The 22,088-nt window shown below is 41.6% G+C and carries 14 protein-coding genes and 1 pseudogene; 9 read left to right on the top strand and 6 right to left on the bottom strand.

The window, feature by feature from the left end; all coding sequences use genetic code 11:
* Position 1: 1 nt before the first annotated feature.
* The 4 genes from BVU_RS06555 to BVU_RS06535 all read left to right on the top strand — a co-directional run bounded on the left by BVU_RS06555 (position 2) and on the right by BVU_RS06535 (position 3,933).
* Positions 2 to 649, top strand: coding sequence for a DUF2975 domain-containing protein (locus BVU_RS06555; RefSeq protein WP_011965127.1), 648 nt, complete (start codon positions 2 to 4; stop codon positions 647 to 649).
* Positions 650 to 665: 16 nt separating this feature from the next.
* Positions 666 to 1,313 (top strand): DUF2975 domain-containing protein, encoded by a 648-nt coding sequence (locus tag BVU_RS06550; protein WP_005838748.1) that lies wholly within the window; start codon positions 666 to 668, stop codon positions 1,311 to 1,313.
* Positions 1,314 to 1,584: 271 nt separating this feature from the next.
* Positions 1,585 to 1,797, top strand: a complete 213-nt coding sequence (locus tag BVU_RS06540) for a helix-turn-helix domain-containing protein (protein ID WP_011965126.1) — start codon at positions 1,585 to 1,587, stop codon at positions 1,795 to 1,797.
* A gap of 261 nt (positions 1,798 to 2,058) precedes the next feature.
* Positions 2,059 to 3,933 (top strand): DEAD/DEAH box helicase, encoded by a 1,875-nt coding sequence (locus tag BVU_RS06535; protein ID WP_005838746.1) that lies wholly within the window; start codon positions 2,059 to 2,061, stop codon positions 3,931 to 3,933.
* 320 nt (positions 3,934 to 4,253) lie between these two features.
* On the opposite strand, the gene BVU_RS06530 is transcribed toward BVU_RS06535, so the two are convergent.
* The 4 genes from BVU_RS06530 to ruvB are packed head-to-tail and all read right to left on the bottom strand — an operon-like array spanning position 4,254 to position 10,229.
* On the bottom strand, positions 4,254 to 6,380 hold the full coding sequence (locus BVU_RS06530) for a S46 family peptidase (protein ID WP_005838745.1): 2,127 nt from the start codon (positions 6,378 to 6,380) through the stop codon (positions 4,254 to 4,256).
* A 4-nt stretch (positions 6,381 to 6,384) separates the two neighbouring features.
* On the bottom strand, positions 6,385 to 7,749 hold the full coding sequence (locus BVU_RS06525) for a TIGR00341 family protein (protein WP_005838744.1): 1,365 nt from the start codon (positions 7,747 to 7,749) through the stop codon (positions 6,385 to 6,387).
* A 2-nt stretch (positions 7,750 to 7,751) separates the two neighbouring features.
* Entirely contained in the window at positions 7,752 to 9,197 is a 1,446-nt protein-coding gene (locus tag BVU_RS06520) for a lipopolysaccharide biosynthesis protein (RefSeq protein ID WP_005838743.1), read from the bottom strand.
* Between the two features lie 3 nt (positions 9,198 to 9,200).
* Positions 9,201 to 10,229 (bottom strand): Holliday junction branch migration DNA helicase RuvB, encoded by a 1,029-nt coding sequence (gene ruvB / locus BVU_RS06515; RefSeq protein ID WP_005838742.1) that lies wholly within the window; start codon positions 10,227 to 10,229, stop codon positions 9,201 to 9,203.
* Between the two features lie 126 nt (positions 10,230 to 10,355).
* Here ruvB and BVU_RS06510 point away from each other — a divergent pair, with 126 nt between their 5' ends.
* The 5 genes and pseudogenes from BVU_RS06510 (at position 10,356) to BVU_RS06490 (ending at position 19,378) form a co-directional block, all read left to right on the top strand.
* Positions 10,356 to 11,474 (top strand): site-specific integrase, encoded by a 1,119-nt coding sequence (locus BVU_RS06510; protein WP_011965125.1) that lies wholly within the window; start codon positions 10,356 to 10,358, stop codon positions 11,472 to 11,474.
* Between the two features lie 80 nt (positions 11,475 to 11,554).
* Positions 11,555 to 11,818 (top strand): annotated as a pseudogene (locus tag BVU_RS21375) (helix-turn-helix domain-containing protein); the annotation flags it as partial.
* A gap of 61 nt (positions 11,819 to 11,879) precedes the next feature.
* The gene (locus tag BVU_RS06505) at positions 11,880 to 14,606 is read left to right on the top strand and encodes a hypothetical protein (RefSeq protein WP_008666378.1); all 2,727 of its coding nucleotides are present in this window, start codon (positions 11,880 to 11,882) and stop codon (positions 14,604 to 14,606) included.
* 172 nt (positions 14,607 to 14,778) lie between these two features.
* Positions 14,779 to 16,434: an IS1182 family transposase gene (locus BVU_RS06500; RefSeq protein ID WP_011965123.1), complete on the top strand. Its 1,656-nt coding sequence runs from the start codon at positions 14,779 to 14,781 to the stop codon at positions 16,432 to 16,434.
* Positions 16,435 to 17,764: 1,330 nt separating this feature from the next.
* Positions 17,765 to 19,378 (top strand): VapE domain-containing protein, encoded by a 1,614-nt coding sequence (locus BVU_RS06490; RefSeq protein ID WP_011965121.1) that lies wholly within the window; start codon positions 17,765 to 17,767, stop codon positions 19,376 to 19,378.
* Between the two features lie 127 nt (positions 19,379 to 19,505).
* On the opposite strand, the gene BVU_RS06485 is transcribed toward BVU_RS06490, so the two are convergent.
* Positions 19,506 to 20,822, bottom strand: coding sequence for a FimB/Mfa2 family fimbrial subunit (locus tag BVU_RS06485; protein ID WP_011965120.1), 1,317 nt, complete (start codon positions 20,820 to 20,822; stop codon positions 19,506 to 19,508).
* Positions 20,819 to 21,814 carry a fimbrillin family protein gene (locus BVU_RS06480; RefSeq protein ID WP_005849769.1) on the bottom strand — a complete coding sequence of 332 codons (996 nt, stop codon included), beginning with the start codon at positions 21,812 to 21,814 and terminating at the stop codon, positions 20,819 to 20,821. Before BVU_RS06480 ends, BVU_RS06485 begins: the two co-directional genes overlap by 4 nt.
* Positions 21,815 to 22,088: the final 274 nt, after the last annotated feature.

Here is a 22,088-nt window from a genome sequence, read left to right as displayed (position 1 = left end):
AATGAAAACAAAACTCAACCTCTTTTGCGTCTGCGTACTTATCGCCTTGCTCCTTTCCACCTCAACGACAGTGAGCATCATGTTCCATTCTTTCACAAGTGCCTTTAAAGCCGGATACGAAAGTGTAGAAAAAGGAAAGGATATCCACATTTCCGATTATAAGATGATTTGCACCCTTCCTACCGATCTACTTGAAAAGACAGGAAGTGTAACCAATGTCAGGACAGGAGAACAGGCATCTATCATACCGATTATAAGCATGGTAGAGGCGCCAACGAAAGAAAATGATACCTTCCATGCACTAAACAGGATTGCCTCATTCATTTCGGTGATAGCGGGAATTTTCTGCCTGTTGCAGTTCTTTTATTTGATCAGAAATATCAATCGCGGTGATATCTTCAGCTGGAAGAATGTGAAGTTTCTGCGCAAGTTAGGATGGGCATTGATACTTTTGTTTATCTGCACGCTGGCTACCATCGTGATTGGAAATTATGAAGCTTCGCAAGTGTTGCAACTCAACGGATGCGAGTTCTCCTATACCTTTGCTTTTTCCGATGCGACTCTCATTCTGGGATTCATTTCATTGCTGGTAGCCGAAGTATTTGCCATCGGACTGAAGATGAAAGAAGAACAAGATTTAACCATTTAAAAAAACAGAGCAGACTATGAACAAGTTCAGAATATTAGGTGTCATAGCCATTATAGCCATCATTGCAAACTTCTTTGGAGGATTGGATGAAAATTGGAGAGATTTCAAGAAAGGATTTGAAGATGGACATAACAGTGCAATGGAAATATATGAGCCTGGACGCCACATTATACCCCATCATGCAACCTCAGTCAAACTGAATGTAGAGCCGTTACCTGAAACTACTGTCGATTCACTGAGCAACAACCGCGTGGACTGGACACTCCCCTACACAGTGACTGAAATAGAAACGTATGCCAAGCCATCGGCCTGGCACATCCTTGTCATGGGACTTGCCATACCCGGAATATTCCTTTTTCTCATCGGTTTCTGCTCATTGATCCGGTTGCTCATTTCCATCTCACGCCGCGAAGTATTTACATCTGCCAATGTACGGCGCCTCCGTTGGTTTGCATACACCAGTGCAAGCTTGGAAATCCTCATAGCTGTTGACGAATGGATTGTAGGAAACGCAGCAGTTGAGCAAATCAGTCTGCCGGGCTACAAAATCATCAGCTACGCCGGTTATTCTCCCGACTGGGTAGCTGTGATAATTCCCATTCTTTTTGCCGAGATATTTGCTATCGGGGCAAAAATGAAAGAAGAACAGGATTTAACCATTTAAGAAAAATGCCATGAAAGAAAAAAATACTTTCCCCTCAAAAAGAAAAAGCATCTTTTATTTGATACTTTGCCTGATAGCTACTCTGTTTGTAAGTTCATTCATCTATTTCCTTGTGTTACATCCATTGTTGGACAACAAAATAGTGAGGATATCGATCAACATTGGATGGACTTGCTTCTGTCTGTATGCCTTTAAGAAACTGACGCAACGCCACACCCTTTGGTGGCGCGCAGTAGATGAGAACCCGAATAAACCCAAAATGAATTGATCTATGCCAATTATAGTAAATTTAGACGTAATGATGGCGAAACGAAAAATTTCGCTGGGAGATTTAGCCGAGAAGATAGACCTGACTCCTGCTAACCTTTCCATATTGAAAACCGGGAAAGCGAAAGCCATCCGTTTCTCTACCCTTGAGGCTATTTGCAGGGAACTAAATTGCCAGCCCGGAGATATTTTAGAATATAGAGAAGAAGGTGAATAATATAAACAGCCACATATACAAACACTCTGATACCATAAAATTCTCATATCTTTAATCCGGATACTCTGACCGATAAAGCATTTCAATTGCCATACCGGCAGAGTATTTTCACCTTATACCTAAAATTTTCTTATCACTTCCCGACACGCTTTAGCCAATATTCCCTAAAAATACACTACTGATAAAAACAAATATTGCATAAGCACCATATAATCCCATGATTATCCGTATCTTTGCAGCGAATTAGATATTTGAAAATAAATGAAGACATTTGAAGAGTTAGGCGTTTCCCCGGAAATACTAAAAGCGATTAAAGAAATGGGATATGAGAATCCCATGCCGGTACAAGAAGAAGTAATACCGTATTTATTGGGAAACGGCAACGATGTAGTAGCCCTAGCACAAACAGGGACTGGAAAAACAGCCGCATTTGGTCTGCCGCTTATCCAAAAAGTTGACGTAAAACACCGTGCACCTCAAGCACTAATTTTATGCCCCACACGCGAATTGTGCTTGCAGATTGCAGGCGATCTGAACGATTACTCCAAGTACATTGACGGGCTGAAAATCCTTCCCGTATATGGTGGTTCATCCATCGAAAGCCAAATACGCATGTTGAAAACAGGCGTACATATTATTGTGGCTACTCCCGGACGACTGATTGATCTAATAGAAAGAAAGGTTGCCAAACTAGAAACAATTACAGATGTAGTAATGGACGAAGCCGATGAAATGCTGAATATGGGATTTACTGATAGCATAAATGCTATCCTTGAAAAAGTTCCTGAAGATCGGAATACCTTGATGTTCTCGGCTACCATGAGTCCGGAAATCTCACGCATCGCCAAAAAATATCTGCATGACGCAAAAGAAATCACTATCGGTACCAAAAATGAGGGCAGTAAAAACGTCAATCACATAGCCTATTTAGTACACGCTAAAGACAAATATGCCGCATTGAAACGTATCGCGGATTATTATCCACAGATTTATGGCATCATTTTCTGTCGTACCCGTAAAGAAACTCAGGAAATTGCAGATAAATTAATACAAGACGGTTATAACGCAGACTCTTTGCACGGTGAGCTCTCACAAGCCCAGCGCGACTTAGTGATGCAAAAATTCCGCCAACGCCATTTACAGCTTTTAGTTGCTACCGACGTAGCAGCCCGTGGCCTAGATGTAAATGACCTTACTCATGTCATTAATTATGGCTTGCCCGATGATATAGAAAGCTATACTCATCGTAGTGGTCGTACAGGACGTGCCGGAAAAACAGGTATTTCTATTGCCATCATCAACCTGCGCGAAAAAGGCAAGATGCGTGAGATAGAACGAATCATCAACAAAAAATTTATCATGGGTGAGATGCCCAGTGGTAAACAAATTTGCGAGCAGCAATTGATTAAATTGATAGATGACATAGAAAAGGTAAAAGTAAACGATGAAGAAATTGAATCCTTCCTACCCGGAATCTATCGTAAACTGGAATGGCTTTCAAAGGAAGATCTGATAAAGCGCGTGGTGTCAATGGAATTTAACCGCTTCTTGGAATACTATAGTAACGCTCCGGAAATAGAAATTCCCAGCACAAATGACCGTCGCAGCGAACGTGGCTCCAAAGAACGCAAGGATCATGGCAGTGCTCGTGAAAAGACAGAGCGTAAAGCAGAAAAAGGATACACCCGTCTATTCCTGAATGTAGGAAAGACAGACGGTTTCTATGCCAACCAAATCATAGAACTGATTAACCGCAACATGAAGAAGCAACGTACTACCATCGGACGAATAGACCTGATGCAGAATTTCTCTTTCTTCGAAGTAGCAGAAAATCAGGCACAGGACGTGATTAAAGCATTGAACAAGGTTAATCTGAATGGCGGCCGGAAAATTGTAGTAGAAGTTGCCGGTGACAATAATGGCAAAAACGACAATGGCGAACGCAGAAGCAGTGCAGCAAGGAATGCTTCATTCGGCAAAAAAAGTGACAGGTCCAATAAAAAAACGACCTCAAAAGAAGGAAGACCCAGCCGTGCGGAACGTGGCTACATTGAAGAACGCGGTCCCAAAACGAAAGACGACTGGAAACAATTCTTTAACAGCGATAACAATAAGAAAAAGAAATCCAAGAAATGAGGAAGCCAACTTCATGAAAGAGAATTGAGCATAGTAGAAATATGCAAATAACATCCACTTCTCTCGAATAATAGCGGAGCAGGCAGAATTGAAACAACCTGTCATTTCAAGGACATTCCGCAAATAATACGATAAATCCAACTGACTCATAATGAATCAGTTGGATTTATCGTATTATTCAAAAAAAGATTTGCCGAATATCCTTGTTTACATCGAATTAATATTAACAGTTTTTTTGCCATCTTTCCGGATGAAAGATTATATGACAAACTATCGGAACTTTGACATACCCAAGCTTCCTGTCATTTCATATTTTTCTTTTAGTCTGTCAATTTCAGTTCATCGACCAAACGGGAAGCTTTCCCATATTTTTCAATCATGTAAAGAACATAGCGGATATCCACCCCGATACAACGCTGCAAATTAGGTTCAAAAACAATATCTCCACTCATTGCTTCCCAATTCCCGTCAAAAGCAAGACCTATTAATTCCCCTTTTCCATTAAACATTCCACTACCGGAATTTCCTCCCGTAATATCATTATCCGAAATAAAGCAAACATTCATATTACCATCTCCGGTAGCATAACGTCCGAAATCCTTCCTTCTCAAGCATTCGACTACAGAAGGAAGCACATCGAAATCACTATCTCCCTTATACTGCCTTATCTTGTCAAAAATACCTTTTGTCGTCGTAAAGTAAGAATATTCAATAGCATCTTTCGGTGAGTAACCACCCACCATGCCAAAACTCAGACGCATAGTAGAATTAGCATCCGGATAAAACACCCTATCTGCCTCCATCTCACGCATTGCTTCATTCAGCAAACGTTCATTTTTCTCAATATTCATACTAGCTTCTTCCACCGACTGATTGAATTCATAAAATTTCACCAACATATCAATAGCAAAAGAAGCCGCAGGGTCATCAAACAAGACATAAGTGGTATCTCCCTTCACCACCTGTTCAAACCCATGCGGTGTCTTTAAAGAGGAACGAGCATACAAATCATCTACATAAGCTTGGTAATCACCTTTAAAATCTTTCTCTATCAATGGATAAACATCAGGTAAAAACTCCTTGCCTACCTCAGCCGCATATTCTTTCAACATAGCCACAAAGACTTGTTTATCCACACTTATATCCATATTGGCATAAATCTCCAACAATTGCCGCATATTACGCTCCAAATCACTCTCCTCTGCCTCAAAATCAAAATTCAGTACAGCCAAGGCTGCCGTAATCAACTCCGGTCCATTAGCAAATGTTTCTCCAAAATATGCCATAGCCCGCGCCGCATTTCTACGATTACGATAATTCAGCTCCAGTTCAGTCAGAACCCTTGCATATTTGCTTCGCTTATCAGGTTCCCGACGGATCCATTCTTGCAACTGGCGCTCCAAAGCTTGTTTTTTCTCTATCACTTTCAACTCTTTTACCGCTTGATTCATGCCTATACTATTCTTCCAATAGTTAGAGCTTTGTGCATACTTGGAAGCATATTTAATGCGGATATCATCACTTTTTTCCATTGCATTTTTCCAGATAGCCTGCTTGATGGTACGGACATTAATCATAGCGGCATTATCCGTATTAATCCTTTCGTCTATCCCAAATGAAGACAAATACCTGCTGGTAGAACCGGGATATCCCATAGTCATGCAAAATGAACCTTGTTCATACCCGCCCAAAGAAACAGGAGCAAAATAATCCGGATGATAAGGCACATTCTCCGGAGAATAAGCTGCCGGTTGATTATTCTGATCAGCATAAATACGAAAAACAGAGAAATCCCCGGTATGGCGGGGCCATACCCAATTATCTGTATCCCCGCCAAACTTGCCTACAGAAGAGGGAGGAGCAAACACCAGACGAACATCATAATAATCTTTATACACAGACAGATAAAACTCATTACCACCATAAAAAGGAGTTATCTCAGCACGCAGCAACGTATCATTCGCCACAGCTTCCTGAGCAAGCAATGTGGAAATAGAATCCACAATCAGCGCACGGTCATTTTCCTTTGTCCCGACTGGAATAGCTTGCAACACACGCTCCGTCACATCCTCTGTGCGTATCAGGAAACTGACAAATAAATCCGGATTAGGAAGCTCCTTACTTAAGGAGTCGGCTACAAAACCATCTCGCAAATAATCATGCTCCACAGAACTATGCTGCTGAATGGCATCATACCCACAATGGTGGTTAGTAAAAACCAAGCCATCCGGAGATACAACAACCCCCGAGCAAAAACCTCCAAAACTAACAACAGCATTAGCCAATGCTTTTCCTCCGGGATTATACAATTGTTCAGATGAAAGTTCCAATCCCATTTCTTTCATCACTTGTTGAGTTTGTTTGCTAAGGCAACAAGGAAGCCACATTCCCTCATTACCCCATATACATAAAGGCAGGAAAGACAGCAGCAATAGTAGTTTTTTCATGGTTTTACTCTACAATTAATTTAAGTTTTTTCGCCCCGACACGTGCCTTCAACCATTCGGAAATCTTTTCCTGTTCTTTTCCTACAGGTTTTTTACTGAATTTCATCAAGACTATTGTCAATGTGTCCGTTTGGGTTGAGTCTACCTGCAATTCCACAGTCTTCGCCATGGCTATAGCTTCTGCTGCAGGATAAAGTACTTTAAGTTCGGGAATTATCTTTTTATCTACGGTATTGTATGCGGCATATACATTAAGTTCGTTTTCCAAAGACTTAATCTTTTCCTGCTGCTCCAGCAAACGTTTCTCACTATTCTTATAAAAGTCCTCCATCACTTGCGCCTTTATACTGCCAATATCCATCGCATCATTATTCATTCCTTGAAGAACAACCAGTTTGGTTCCTGCCAGATTAAAAAGTTTCAAGTTATCCCTTGCGGTTGCTATTTCTGTTTCCGAAACCTCATTGCCTATTAGCACAACACGTATTTCCTTCTTCTCGAAAGAAATCTTCCGGTCTATTACTTGGGTATTATTAAAATTCAGCTCCTCGTTGATAAAGTTGTTGGCAGAAGCTTCATAAATAGTACTTTTTACAATGCCATAAGTCAGATAAACAGCAGGACACATCGTAGCCAAAGTAATAAAAATAATATATTTCTTTACCAATTTCTCACGCTCCTTATCCACAAACTCCTTACGTTGGAAATGCATGACACGCACCCCGATAAAAGTAGCCAGACTGATAAATACTGAATTGATAAAATACAAATAGAACGCACCTAAAAAATAAAGTAAATTTCCGGTAGCAAGCCCGAATCCGGCAGTACACAAAGGCGGCATCAAAGCCGTAGCAATAGCTACCCCCGGAATAACATTCCCCTTCTCCTTTGTAGACAAGGCGATAATACCGGCCAAGCCACCGCATAAAGCTATAAGCACATCATATATAGTAGGAGAAGTACGTGCCAGCAACTCCGATTGCACTTCATCCAACGGAGTCAGCGAAAAATAAATCGTGGATGTAATCACACTAAATACAGTCGCCACCAAATAACTTTTCAGAGAACGTTTCAACAGTTCAAAATCATTCTGTCCGATAGCCAGCCCCACTCCCATAATCGGCCCCATCAGCGGAGATATCAACATAGCACCGATAATCACTGCCGTAGAATTCACATTCAAGCCCAATGAAGCAATAAAAATTGCGAATATAAGAATCCACAAATTAGTTCCTTTGAACTCAACACCGTTACGAATACTTTCTACAATCAAGGCTTCATTATCCTTATCCTTGCGCAAATCAAGATATTCACCAAAGAACTGCTTTATATAAGGCACATTCTTCAAATCATTCTTCAGGTCACTCATAGCTATTTCTTTATGTATCGGTTTATAACAGGTATCTGCTGCAAGGGGAAGTCCGTTTTCACAATATATGCCACAAACAATAACAACAGTAATGTACGAACACCCAACAACAAGAATATATTTTGAATAGGAAGATAAACTGAAACAATGTAAAGTACCAGCGCTAACGCCACATAGTTACCTATCGCTTTCAAATCATAATTAATAGGATATTTTTTCTGCCCTACAAAATAAGAGAGAAGCATAGCTACTCCATATCCGGCAAAACCTGCCCACGCACACGCCATATAGCCAAATACCGGAATAAGGAAAATATTTATCAGGATAATGATACTGCATCCCACCAATGAAAAATAAGCTCCCCATTTTGTTTCATCAATCAGCTTATACCAAAAAGAAAGATTGAAATAAATACCCATAAACATTTCGGCAGCCATGACAATAGGTACAACTTTAAGCCCTACCCAATAATCACGTCCTAAAATATAACGCAATATATCAAGGTAAAACATAACAGCCAAAAAGGCCAGCAAAGTGAAGATAATGAAAAACTTCATCGCTTTGGCATACATTTCCCGACTATCCTTTTCTTTACTCTTACTAAAAACAAACGGCTCGTATGCAAACCGGAAAGCCTGTGTCAGCATGGCCATTATCATAGCTATTTTACTGGCAGCCCCATAAATACCCAACTGGATGGTCGCCTCCGCCTTATCAGGATAAACAAACGGAAAAATAATTTTATCGGCTACCTGATTTAAGATTCCGGCAATACCCAGAATCAATATCGGGAAAGAATAATGCAGCATACGCCGCAACAACTCCCTGTCCAGCACATACCTGAAGCCCACCAATTCTTTCCACATACACAGCATCACCAAAGAAGTACAAGCCAGATTTATAGCAAAAGCCACTCCGACATTCTCTCCTTTCATACCTACAAAATAAGCGATATTCAAGGCAATGCTGGCAAAAATGAACAACAATTTCAATGCAGCGAACTTAACAGGGCGTTTCTTATATCGCAAATAAGCAAAAGGAATAGCTTGGAAAGCGTCCATTGCGACTACAATCAGCATCATCCCCATATACCACGGATGCTCTCCATATCCCAAGAAACCTGCTATGGGATGCAGAAAAGAAAGACAAACGATTAAAAACAAGAGCGCAGTCGCCCCTACCGAAAGCAAAGTAGTGGAATAGACGCGCATCGGATCATCCACCCCCTTATTGGCAAACCGGAAAAATCCGGTTTCCATACCATATGTTAAAAGCACCATCAGCAAGGCAGTTATAGCATACATATTGGTAATGATACCATAGCCCCCCGATTCCACAGGCAAAGCGTTGGTATATATCGGTACTAACAAATAATTCAGGAACCGCCCGATGATACTACTCATCCCATATATGGCTGTTTCCTTGGCTAATGCTTTTAATCCTGCCATCTTTTAATCATCAAATAATGTCTTCTGACTATTATAAATGCTCCGTCCCAGGTGCATATAGGCCAGTTCCGTGACCTCACGTCCACGCGGAGTACGTTTTAAGAAACCTTCTTTAATCAAAAAAGGTTCATAAACCTCCTCTATTGTTCCGGCGTCTTCACCCAAAGCGGTTGCAATAGTAGTCAGCCCCACAGGGCCTCCCTTAAACTTATCTATAATAGTACATAAAATCTTGTTATCTATCTCATCCAGTCCATACCTGTCAATGTTCAAGGCTTCTAAAGCAAACCGGGCAATTTCCACATCAATCCTTCCGGAACCTTTCACCTGGGCAAAATCACGGACGCGCCTCAACAGCGCATTTGCAATACGGGGCGTTCCACGGCTGCGCGAAGCAATCTCACCCGCCGCTTTCACGTCACAAGGCACATTCAATATAGTAGCTGAACGACGGATAATGCTTGTCAATACATCATCGTCATAATACTCCAAATGAAGATTAATTCCAAAACGGGCACGCAAAGGCGCAGTCAGCAACCCACTCCGGGTAGTGGCTCCAACCAAAGTAAACGGGCTCAACTCCAACTGGATACTACGCGCCGAAGGTCCCTTGTCTATCATTATATCGATACGATAATCCTCCATGGCAGAATACAGATATTCTTCTACCACAGGGCTCAACCGATGTATTTCATCAATAAAAAGCACATCATTGGGTTCCAGGCTGGTCAGTACTCCCGCCAAATCACCCGGTTTATCCAGCACCGGTCCTGAGGTCACTTTAAAACCTACTCCCAGTTCATTGGCAATGATATTACTTAAGGTCGTCTTGCCCAAGCCGGGAGGTCCGTGCAAAAGAACATGGTCTAACGCCTCGGCCCGCAGACGCGCCGCCTTGACAAAGATGCGCAGATTATCCACTACCTTATCCTGCCCGCTGAAATCTTCAAAATTCAGCGGACGTAAGGCATTCTCAAAATCGCGTTCTTTAGTTGTGAGCTGTTGCTCGCGTATATCAAAATTTTCTTCCATTTTTTTGTTTATGACACAAAGGTACAAAAGATATTATTATTATAGAAAGAAAGATGGAGGAATTCATTTTCAGTCCCTCTCTGGTCCTTCTTTTCAACATTATTATTGTATTAATTATTATTCATTATGGGAATTACATTAGGAAAGAAACAATTGAACAAAGGAAGAGTTTCGCTTTATTTGAATTACAGTTATAACGGGAAACGCCGCAAAGAGTATTTGGGCATCATCCTGGACGCTCCTACCAGTGCAGAGCGAAGAGCGGAAAACAGAAACAAGGTACTAATTGCCAGGCAGATAAAAGCAAAGAAGGAACTAGAATTCTTATCTGTTGAATATCATCTGAACGATATAGAAAATACATTCGATGATATACTTCCAACAGATAAAAGCAATGTTCCCGATTTCTATATTCTGATAGGACAATACCTGGATACCTATCACAAAAAAGACAAGAAAATGGTCAGGGCATGTATCACCCATCTGCGACTGTTTACAAGAAAGAAAAGCTTACCTATAACCCTTCTCACAAAAGATTTTTGTATAAATTTTCTTGAGTATCTCAGGGATCATCTCCGAGGTAACACTCCCATCGGATATTTCAAGAAATTCAAAATGTGCATCAATAAATGTATAGAAAAAAAGTTAATGACCTCTAACCCTACAGATGGTATCCGCCTGATGCAGTTTGATGAGGTAACCAAAGCAATCCTCAGCTTAAAAGAGATTCAGAAACTTGCTATCACTCCATGCCCCAACAACGAAGTAAAAAGGGCATTCTTGTTCTCTTGCTATTGCGGGCTGCGCTGGTGTGATGTGCACCAACTGCAATATAAAGACATAGATTTCTCATCAAACCGCCTTACTATTCTACAACAGAAAGTACAGTCACACTCCAAAAACGCAATCTTGCATCTAAACTTAAACCACACTGCCATCAAGCTCCTGCAAAGACATAAAGGCATTAACGAGGAGTTGGTATTCGGGCTCCCCTCCTATTCTTACACACTAAGAATTTTAAACAAATGGGTCAAAAGGGCTAATATACACAAGCACATCACCTTCCACTGTGCCCGGCACTCATTTATCACCAACATTATGGCAAATGGAGCTAATATCAAGACCGCCGCCAGCCTTGCAGGACATTCTACTACCCGGCACACTGAAAAATATGTTCATATCATAGATGAACTCAAACAAAAAGCAGTAGATAGTTTACCGGATATTATTGTCAATTATAAATAAAAAAGGACCTGAAACGGCCCTTGCATCATTAAAGTTGTCACACATATAACTGGTGTTCAAACAATTAGTATTACTGTATAGTATCCGGCACGAATACGACCTACCTGAGTAATGCGGTGAACAACTACTTCGGATGCAATTTCAAGCGGTTAATAAATTCTTACAGGGTGGTTCGCGCGAAGGAGTTGCTGGACGGTAAAGATTGCCCGGTGAATGAGCTTTTCAGCCGTTGCGGGTTCGCCTCCAAGAGCGTGTTCTATGTGGCGTTCAGAAAAGTGGTTGGCATGACTCCCCTGCAATATATATCGCAGAGTCGGAATCCTTTTATGGTTCAACGCAATTAAGTCCTTTTATAACAATAAACATTTTGAGTTTTTAAATTTATAAATTTAAAGTTTTTCTATTATGAACAAAAAATTTTTAAGTGCAATCCTGTTCGGAGCCTTGATGGTTTCTTCGACAGGAACATTTGTATCTTGTAAAGACTATGATGATGACATAGACAATTTGCAGGAACAAATTAACAAACTGGCGACTAAGGAGGACATGACTTCTCAGATCGCTACTTTGCAAGCTGCTTTAACTACTGCTGCAAAAGATGCAAGCGATGCTCTTGCTAAAGCAACTGCCGCTGAAACCGCTGCAAAAGCTGCTGGTGATGCTGCCGCTGCTGCAAAAGCCGCTGCAGACAAAGCTGTTGCAGATGCAAAGGCAGAAGCAATCAAAGCTGTACAAGCAGAAATTGAGACATTGAAAAAAGAAGTAGAAGAATCCACTGACGCAGCATTGAAAGAAATGGCAGAAAAAGTTGATGCTGCCACTAAGAAAGTAGAAGACATTGTAGGCAAGATTGCTGATATGGTTACTAGTGTAGAACTGGTGGCTTCGTATTCTGCTAATCCTACAGGCGATGAATTGATTTTCTCCACTGCTATTGAAAAAGAAAACGTATTTAGTGAAGGTATTACAAATGCTATAACATTTACTAAGGGTAAACAAGTTCAGACTGGTGACAAGTTTGTAGTACGTGTATCTCCGACAAATGCGGTTCTTACTCCTGATATGATTTCTTTGACTAATAGCCAAGGACAGAACTTGAATGAATTTTTATCTGTTCAGAAAGTTGAGAAATATAATGGATTATTAAGCCGTGCGGCAGGAAACAACGGATTGTGGGAAGTTACAGTTGCTTTGAAGAATTATGATGAAAAAGCTTTTTCTGCTGTAACAGAAACCAAAGTTGGCAATGATACTGAATCTATTCTCTTTGCTGTACAGGTAAATAACACCTTGTCTACTGCTGAAACAAGAGAAGTTATTTCATCTTATGACTTAACTTTGGATTGGACTGAATATGTAGGTGAAAAGTCTTTAAACTATTTTGTTGATGCAACAAACGTCAAGGATATTCATAATCGTTTCACTAAAGCAGAAGATGGTACTAATGTAACATATCAAGAATTAGCTTGGAAGAGTGATGCGGCTACTACCATTATTCCTTTAGATAAGGTTAATACAAATGTTAAAGTAGATAACGGAGACGACCGTCAAACTCAAAAATTATATCCTGCAGTACAAGGAGAGGCTATCAAAATTGCTTTGTCTACAGCCGATGATAAAGTAACAGCTCCGGTAAATATCCGTGGTATTTATGTAGTTTTAGATAAGGCTAATGCGGTAGAATCTGCACCGTCTGAATTGAATGCATGGAATAGCTATACTTATTCTGGTTTGAATACAGTGGTTGAAGGTACTTCTACAGAAATTACCATCAACAGCACTACGGCTATTAATGATGTTATTGGTTTCCGTGTATATGCTGTAAACTTTGATGGTACTTTAGTTGATCCTGATGGTAAAGCGTTTTATGTGCAGTTAGGTAATGCTGCTACAGATTGGAATGCTACTGCCACTACTGTTACTGCACTTAATCCGACTGACAAAGCTGTTACTGACACTCAGTCAGATAAGGTTGCTGTGTCTTTGACTAAGTTAACTGCTCCGACTGCTGCTACTTGGACTACAGACAAGGTTAATAATGTAAATCCTGCATTCAATGCTATCTTTGTTGATGCTAATAATAATGTACTGTACAATACAGCTGCTCCAAATACATTCCCGGCAGATTTCAGCAAGGTTGCCAAAGTTTATACTGTTCCGACTGTTGATGACTGGACCAAGTATGAAGATAACAAAACTTATAATGGAACATTGACTATCAAGAATGCTTCAGGACATGTATTAGCCACTATGAAAGTTTCTATGACTAAGGTATTGCCTACTACTATTCCTGCGGGATTCTCTGTTAAAACTGCACAGGTTACTGATGGCATCTATAATTGTTACATGATTCCTATGAATGACGCCAATGATATCGCTTGGACAGCTGAAACAGCTACAAAGGGTTCTATGAAGATGTCTGAAGTATTCAACTATGGTACAGGTGCTGCCGCTAACTATAACATAACATTCGCTACATCTAAGAAAGATGGAAATAAAGATGTTGCTGTAGTAGTTGCCGGAGACAAAACATTAGAAGTTGCTAAAGATTACATCAACAACTCAGTTAAACATACCACTACAGTGGTTTACAACTATGGTAAGATTTCTTCAGTGAAGAATTCTGAAGGTGGTTATGATGATGTAACTAGAGAAGCTGAAAGATTTGAAACTATCTACAACTGTATTTATAATAGCACTTATACTTGGGCATGGGCTACTCGCGAACAATTAGGCGCTCCGTATACAGATAAGGATAGCGACGGTAATTATACCACTGCAATGCCGTCTACAAAATTAACTTATGGTACAGATCGTCTTGACTTTGCTGCTGACAGCTTCATTTTTGGAACAAGTGCTAAAGATAGCAGATATAGCAAACTGTTAAGTACACCTTATGAATCAAGTCTGATTATTACAGATGCGACTTTGACCAGTGATGCAAATGGTGAAGAAGAATACTTTGATGTAATTATAGATAATAATAAGCATATTACAGGTTTCAAGGCTACTGCTTTGTCTTCTGAAACGAATCCGACTGCTGCTGTTCCTTCTACATTGACTATCAAGTGCAAGGATATGTATGGTCACGATGTAATAATTAAAGTTGCTATGACTGTTAACAAACGATAACATAGAAGAATAGATTATGCTTTAAATGTATATTCTTTCTATTACTCTATAAAGAACGAAGGTGTGTCAAAATGCACACCTTCTGTTTTTTACGCACAAAGCCCCGACTTTCACAAGCTGGGGCTTTGTTATTACCTAAAGACTTTGTATCTTTAAGCATAAGTTCTTTACTATGACAAAGATACATTTTCGTCCTTACAATCCCAACCAAACCGTTCTTTTTCCTCAAAGAATTGATGAGGATATTGCAGAAAACGATCCGGTGCGCATGGTTGACGCCCTGGTTGAGGGCTTGAATCTTGAAAGTTTCAGAAAGCTGTATAAGGAATGCGGCCGCAGCCCTTACCACCCCAGGATGATGCTCAAGGTAATTCTGTATGCCTATATGAACAACATCTACTCCTGCCGGAAAATTGAAAAGCTCCTTCACCGTGACATCCATTATATCTGGCTGGCCGGATATGAGAAACCGGATTTCATTACCATCAACCGTTTCCGCAACCGGGTGAAGAAGGAAATCAACGAGGTGTTTACGCAAACCGTACTTCTTCTCTCTTCCAAAGGCTTCATCAGCCTGAATGTGGAATACATTGACGGGACAAAGATCGAATCCAAAGCCAACAAGTACACTTTCGTCTGGCGAAAAACGGTTGAGCGGAACCGTGAACGCCTGATGAAGAAGATACATGTCCTGTTAGGGCAGATAGACGATGTCATTGCCCGGGAGAAGTCATCAGAGAACAATGAGGAGGTTGGGTTCACTCCGGCCATGCTGACTGAAATGGCAGGAGAATTGCGTCATGCACTGGAACAGGTTTCCGAGCCATCCGCGAAAGAGGAAAAGACTGAACTGAAAAAGAAACGCAAACAGTTGAAGGAACTGGAAGAACACAGGGACAAACTGCAGGAATACGACTGCCATCCGGAAACGCTGCAAGAGAGGAATTCCTATTCCAAGACGGACAAGGACGCTACTTTTATGAGAATGAAGGAGGATGCCATGCGCAACGGACAGACGAAGCCCGGTTACAACCTTCAAATCGGCACCGAAAATCAGTTCATCACCGATTTTGCACTCTTCCCGAACCCTACGGATACACTGACCCTGATTCCTTTCCTGCAATCTTTTTCAAACAGGTATGACCGGATGGCCCATACGGTGGCTGCTGATTCCGGCTATGGCTCCGAAGAGAATTACCGCTTCATGTCCGAAAACGGCATGGAAGCCTACGTAAAGTACAACTATTTCCACATGGAGCAGCGGCCGAGATTCAAACCGGACCCGTTCAAGGCCGAAAACTTCTACTACAATGAAGAACATGACTTCTGCATCTGCCCTATGGGGCAAAGGATGCGGAGGATAGGCACCAGGAATGTGAAAACAGCATCCGGATATGTCAGCGAAAATGCACGGTACAGAGCTGTCAGGTGTGAAGGCTGTCCCCTGCGATGCCGCTGTTTTAAAGCAAAAGGAAACAGGACGATAGAACTGAATCATAGGCTTAGACAATACAAGCGGAGAGCCAAAGAACTGCTCTGCTCTGAGAAAGGACTGAAACACAGAGGGCAGAGATGCATAGAACCGGAGGCCGTGTTCGGACAAATTAAAAACAATATGAACTACAAACGTTTCCGACATTTTGGAAAGGACAAGGTCTTCATGGACTTTGCCTTCCTAGCCATTGCCTTCAATATAAAAAAGATGTGTGCAAAACTGACAAAAGAAGGTATGAACTGGCTGATTAGACTGTTTTATAAGCTTACAACTGCTGTTTTTAGATGCTGGGAACACATAAATCAAAGAAATCTTCAAAAGATCGCAGCTTAAAGAAAATGAACAGATTTGTATAGTGATGAACAAAAAAGAGGTGCATCGTGCATTACGACACACCTTCTATTAAATTGAATTAGCTTAATATTTTATTTAATAATTGGAACAGAACTCGGCTTTCAGGTGTGAATATTCTTTTTTACTGGTCAGATTTTCTAACAGAATATATTGTTTTAGTACATATAGATAATAGAAATCATGTAATGCTATTATAGTGGCATTGGTTAATGTGTTTTTAATGTGTTGGATGACAGTTGATTTTCCACAGTAATTGCTATTTTAATATCAACACATGTTTCATAAACAGGCCTCGCAATTGTTTTGCATATAATAAAATTGTTCGTTAGATGAATTCCTAAAAAGAAAGCGAAGAAAGAATTACTCCGTTGCCGGAAGCATCATTTGTATATTTTGCAAATATACCTTCTGTTTGGAGCAGCAAGAATTGTGATATAATTTATCTTGAGTATAGAAATACCGGGAGGATTATTGTTACATAGCCTGAAAGATATAAATCTTTCATACCAATCATAAATCAGGCTCAAAACATGGATGATCATCTGTTCATTCGCAGGTGGAAATGCTGAGATTATCTTCATTTTAAATGCCTCAGCGATAAAATCCGGTTGTTCCTTTTCTCCTTTCATCTATCGCTGAAACTCCCTGCCCATAAGCGTTCCGGCTATGAAGGGGCTCCTGTCATTGCTCTGTCAGCCTCCTTTCAGCCTGCTCTTTCACATTTTTTGTGAAGGAATAAAACGATACGGGCTGAAATGGAAGTGAGGGGAAATGGTTTCAGATTTAACCGGCTGATTTTCTGTGCATATTACATAAGATGACAGGATGAGGGGAAAAGGGAGCGTATCGGATTAGTGGGGGAGTAATACACGGAACAGACTAGGTCTGTAAGCTGAACAGGCTAAGTCTGTGCACTGAACAAGCTGGCGTGTTTTAAAAACGTATAGTTGTTTTTTAAAAGCCTGAAGATGTTTTCTTAAAAGTTGAAGACGTATTTTTTAAAGCTCAAGGTGTATTTTAAAAACATAAAGGCGTATTCAACAATAACATTAGTAACGTATAAGCCCCAACATTAGTAACGTGTCAGCTCGTATGTTAGTAACGTGTAAGCCCACACGTACATAAGCATCGGGTCACACATACGTATGTATTGCGCCCTGTATCCATTGAATTTTGCCCCAAGTTCCATTAAATCTTGCACCAAGTTTCATCGAATCCTGCACCAAGATCTGCCATATTTCCGCCCCCTCTTGACAAACGCCTTTTTATGTTGTATATTTGTAGTTTGCCAAACTTAAAAAAGTAACTCATGAATGTATTCGCTACTCTCAAAACAGTCTTCTTCGGAAGCAAATTCCTGTCAAGCCCTGTTCCTATTGACGGAACACCGCGTCGTGATCTCGTATCCGCTCTCAACGGGCTGATGCCGCTTTGCCGGACTATACCCGGCGTGCGTCTGGCGCTGGATATCCGCGAGGGTCAAGTAGTTCTGGCATTGAACTGGACTCCGCGCACCGACGGGAATGCTCCCACGGGCAGTTACCACTACATCGTGTCGGACGAAGACGGAGTAAGAGAGATGGCCGACTCACAGGTTCTTCTCACTGAAAACGGTAAGGATAACCTGCCGGGGAGTATGGACGATTCTCGGACACATCCGACAGTCTCAACTGAAAAGACAGAGAAGGATTCCGCTCACTTGAAAAAAGATGTTCAGAAAAAAGCGGGACCAACCTCCCCAGAAGATACTGGCAAGAAGGCGAAATCACATACCCTGATGCAGGAAGTGACCGCTTTCCTCACCTCCCGCTACCGCTTCCGGTTCAATGTGCTTACTGAAGAAACTGAAGTGGCAAGTGTAGAAAACAACATTCCCGATACTCATCTGCGTTACGCCAAGGTGGACGAACGATGGATGAACTCACTAAGTCTGGAGGCTATTGAAACGGGCATAGACTGTTGGGACAGGGACATTCAACGCTTTGTGCGCTCACGCCGCATCAGTGAATACCATCCCTTTACTGCCTATTTTGAGCAGCTTCCCGAATGGGACGGCACGGACCGGGTGTCCGCGTTGGCACGCAGGGTGTCCGACGACCCGGTATGGGTGAACGGTTTCCACCGTTGGATGCTGGGACTCTCTGCCCAATGGATGCAGCTCAATCCGGATAACAACCGCGCCAACAGTGTGGCTCCCCTGCTGGTGAGCAGTCGCCAGGGATTGGGGAAAAGTACGTTCTGCCGTCTGCTGATGCCCGATAGGCTGAAATCCTACTACACGGAAAGTTACGACCTAAGCTCCCCGACATCCGCCGAAGCCAAGCTGGCTGCCTACGGATTAATCAACCTGGATGAATTCGACAAACTAGGTGCGTCCAAAATGCCTTTGCTGAAGAACCTGATGCAAGCCTCCGCACTGAATATCCGCAAGGCTTACAAACACAGCGCTTCATCGCTTCCCCGTATTGCCTCGTTCATCGGCACCAGCAACCGGGAGGATTTGCTGGTAGACCGCACCGGCTCACGCCGCTTTCTTTGCGTCAGTCTGAAGCATGCCATAGACTGCACCACGTCCGTAGAGCATAAGCAATTGTACGCCCAGCTTAAAACAGAACTTCTATCCGGTGAACGAAGCTGGTTCAATAAAGAAGAGGAACAGACTATACAGCAACATAATGCCTTATTCTACAAGCATGTACCCGAAGAAGAGGTATTCCGCCTTTGCTTTCGCTTTGCTACAGAAGAGGACAATCCGCAGGAAGTGCTTAGCCTCTCCGCCACCCAACTGTTTGAACGCATGAAGGCCGCTCATCCTTCGATCATGAGAGGGATGACCGCCTACAGCCTGAGCCGTATCCTGCCCCAGCTGGGCGAACGGGTACATACCACCAAGGGAAATGTATACCGGGTGGTAGAATGTTAACTTTCAATTAATTGAGAATTTATCTATGGAAATGAGATTCCCGGTATGGAAGTCGATTAGACGCATTCACACTCTCAAGCATATATTGTCAAGAAGTGTGAATGCCCTTTTCTAGTATATGAATGGGTCATCCGGCATCATAATGAGCGCTGCATACCAAACGTATTTTGTATTTCACCGTACTCCCTGCCTGTAAAAATTTGGATGAGGTTTTAAATCCGAATGCATATATGCTCCCGTTATGATCATATACATACCGTTTCTCAATATCCAATAACGGGTCTCCGTTTCTTAATCCCTCTATGGTTTCATTCAGTTCATCCAGTGATGATCCGCTGAACGTCTTATGCAATATTTTTGCCTCCTCTTCAGTCGGAAGATGCCATCCGTCTGCTTCCTCCTCCTGTATGATATTCCGCACATCGGAAGCGAATCCACTCCACTCATCCAGACTCATCAACAAAATATCCGCCCCTGTGGAACTTGCATCCTCTATGCCAGCTACAATACCGCCGTTCCAGATACCGCCAATTTCGGGTAGCCCGGAAAGATCCGGATTAATGGGAGGCGGCTCACTACCGCCATTACCTTCATCAGCACCGCCAAAATTGAATTTGATATCTACCGGAGCCTTCCATTCACCTGATATCAAACTGCCTCCTACCGTGACATCACCCGAATAGCTGCCCCCGATATTCAATGGCACGTTCGCTTCCGGCTTTCCTTTGAAAGTGTATCCAAACGTCTTTGTCTGACTATTATCTTCCAAGGTTATGGAAAAAACGGTCTGAGAGCCGCTCCCCGGAAAAATATAAAAAGGCTTTGCACTCCAAATTCCACCCGGCTCAGACTCACAAATAATTTCCGTACTCTTGTCTTTGCCGGAATACTCCCTTGTAAACGACAGGGAAGAATATAAAGGCGAAATCTGCAAACTCACCTTTTTAACGTTTGCCGGTATATCTTCCAAACTGATATTAACTAAAGATACAGCATAATAGAGGGTTACAGAAACAGATATATTTTTCTTATTGGCAATTGTCACAGTTGAAGTGCCCATCATTAGCGCGCGTGAGCTTCTGTTATTTTCTTTCATAACAATTACATCATCAAGGCTAGGATCTTTCGGAACGATATATTCCTCTCCCAAACCGGCTATTGCAACAATAGTATATCGGGCAGGAGGTAACTTCATTTCAATCTGGGCGTTATCTGTCATTTTCAGACTGGCAGAACAGCTGCCGTCCTCTGCAAACGCATAGATATAGGCCGGATAATTAATCTGGGATTCTCCGCTAGACCTGGCAGATATCTTTAAAGGAAGATTTGTTTGCGAGACTCCGTCTTCATCGTCTTCTTCATCATACATCGGGCGTTGGCAAGAAACAGCAGACAGCAGCAATAGAAACAGAAGCACCTTTAATTCGGTTAATCTATAATTCATAACATATTATTTGTTTGTGGGTTTATTTCTTCTCCATTTATAACTATATCCTCTTCTTCATTTCCCGGAGTCCAACCCGAAATACTTCCTCCCGTTATAATTACATTTCCGTCTTTTACTACAATATTGTATTTATGAATACATCCGGACAATAAGCCCGGAGACAGGTCGTCTCGTCGTGTTATGTAATATTTGTTGTTACGGGTATATTCAATGGTGAGATTAACAGAATGGTTTTTCACGGCTTTCGGATCAATGTTTCCGTCATTCTCGTCCCCGTTCAGGATAAAATAAAAAGAAGCATCCTGATTGTTCATGGTGTGTGACGGAGTAATCTGGAAGGTTTCCTTGGGAGTTTCGCTGATGGTGATGCTGTTCGTTTCAAAGGAGTAGTATCCTTGGGTCGTCAACCCATTTCCTTCAAGTCTGATTTTGTCAATAACGGCCTGTGCCATATCTCCTTCACCCTTTATGTTTATCTTTAATAGTGACAAAACGTGCTTAAATGAATAATCGCCCGAAAAGGCCACATTGCCAAGGTCGGTATCGTAGGAAAGCTTCCTGGATGCTACTAGAAAGTCATATTGGTCAATATTTTCCCAAGTCCCGTTCTGGCTGTCGAGAGAAGGCATTTTTATATTTTCCTTACTTTCGGCTTTGGAACCGGAGTGGGGATAATATGCGTAAAAAGTATGTTCCTGGTTTTTATCTTTCCAAAAGACACTCTTTTCTGTAGTCCAGGAAGTTCCATCGAATATCCAGCGGACGGCGCTGTCATTGTCCATAAAAACACCTATATCATCGGTTTTACTAAAACTAGCGATGGCATTTTCATGATCTTGCAAGTAGCGTGCTCCGGAAACTGTTTTCCCGATTCTTGCCATAATGGATACCGTGTACTCTTTTTCTTGTGATTGCTCTAGTTCCTCACTACCTTGGCAGGCAGAGAAGTACATGATCGTCAATAGCGATACATACAGTGATCTTTTCATTCTTTTATTTTATAATAGTGAGGGACAAAACATCAGCTTATCCGTTAAAATTAAAATGAGGACAAGTTGAATTGGTCGAGGATTAAAGCATGTCTGCTTATTGTCGGTAAGAAATTAAACTTGTGTTCGGCTGCGAAAATAATTCATTCTTAGCAAAAAGAAAAACAAAATGATAAAAAGATGAAAATTAAATGTGTTATGCCGGCAACAGCATGAACATTCTTACCGGTATATTCCCATAAAAAATAGTGGAAGGCAATCTTTTGTTTAACGC

Source organism: Phocaeicola vulgatus ATCC 8482 (assembly GCF_000012825.1).
Taxonomy (GTDB): domain Bacteria; phylum Bacteroidota; class Bacteroidia; order Bacteroidales; family Bacteroidaceae; genus Phocaeicola; species Phocaeicola vulgatus.
This window is presented reverse-complemented; position numbering and strand designations above follow the sequence as displayed.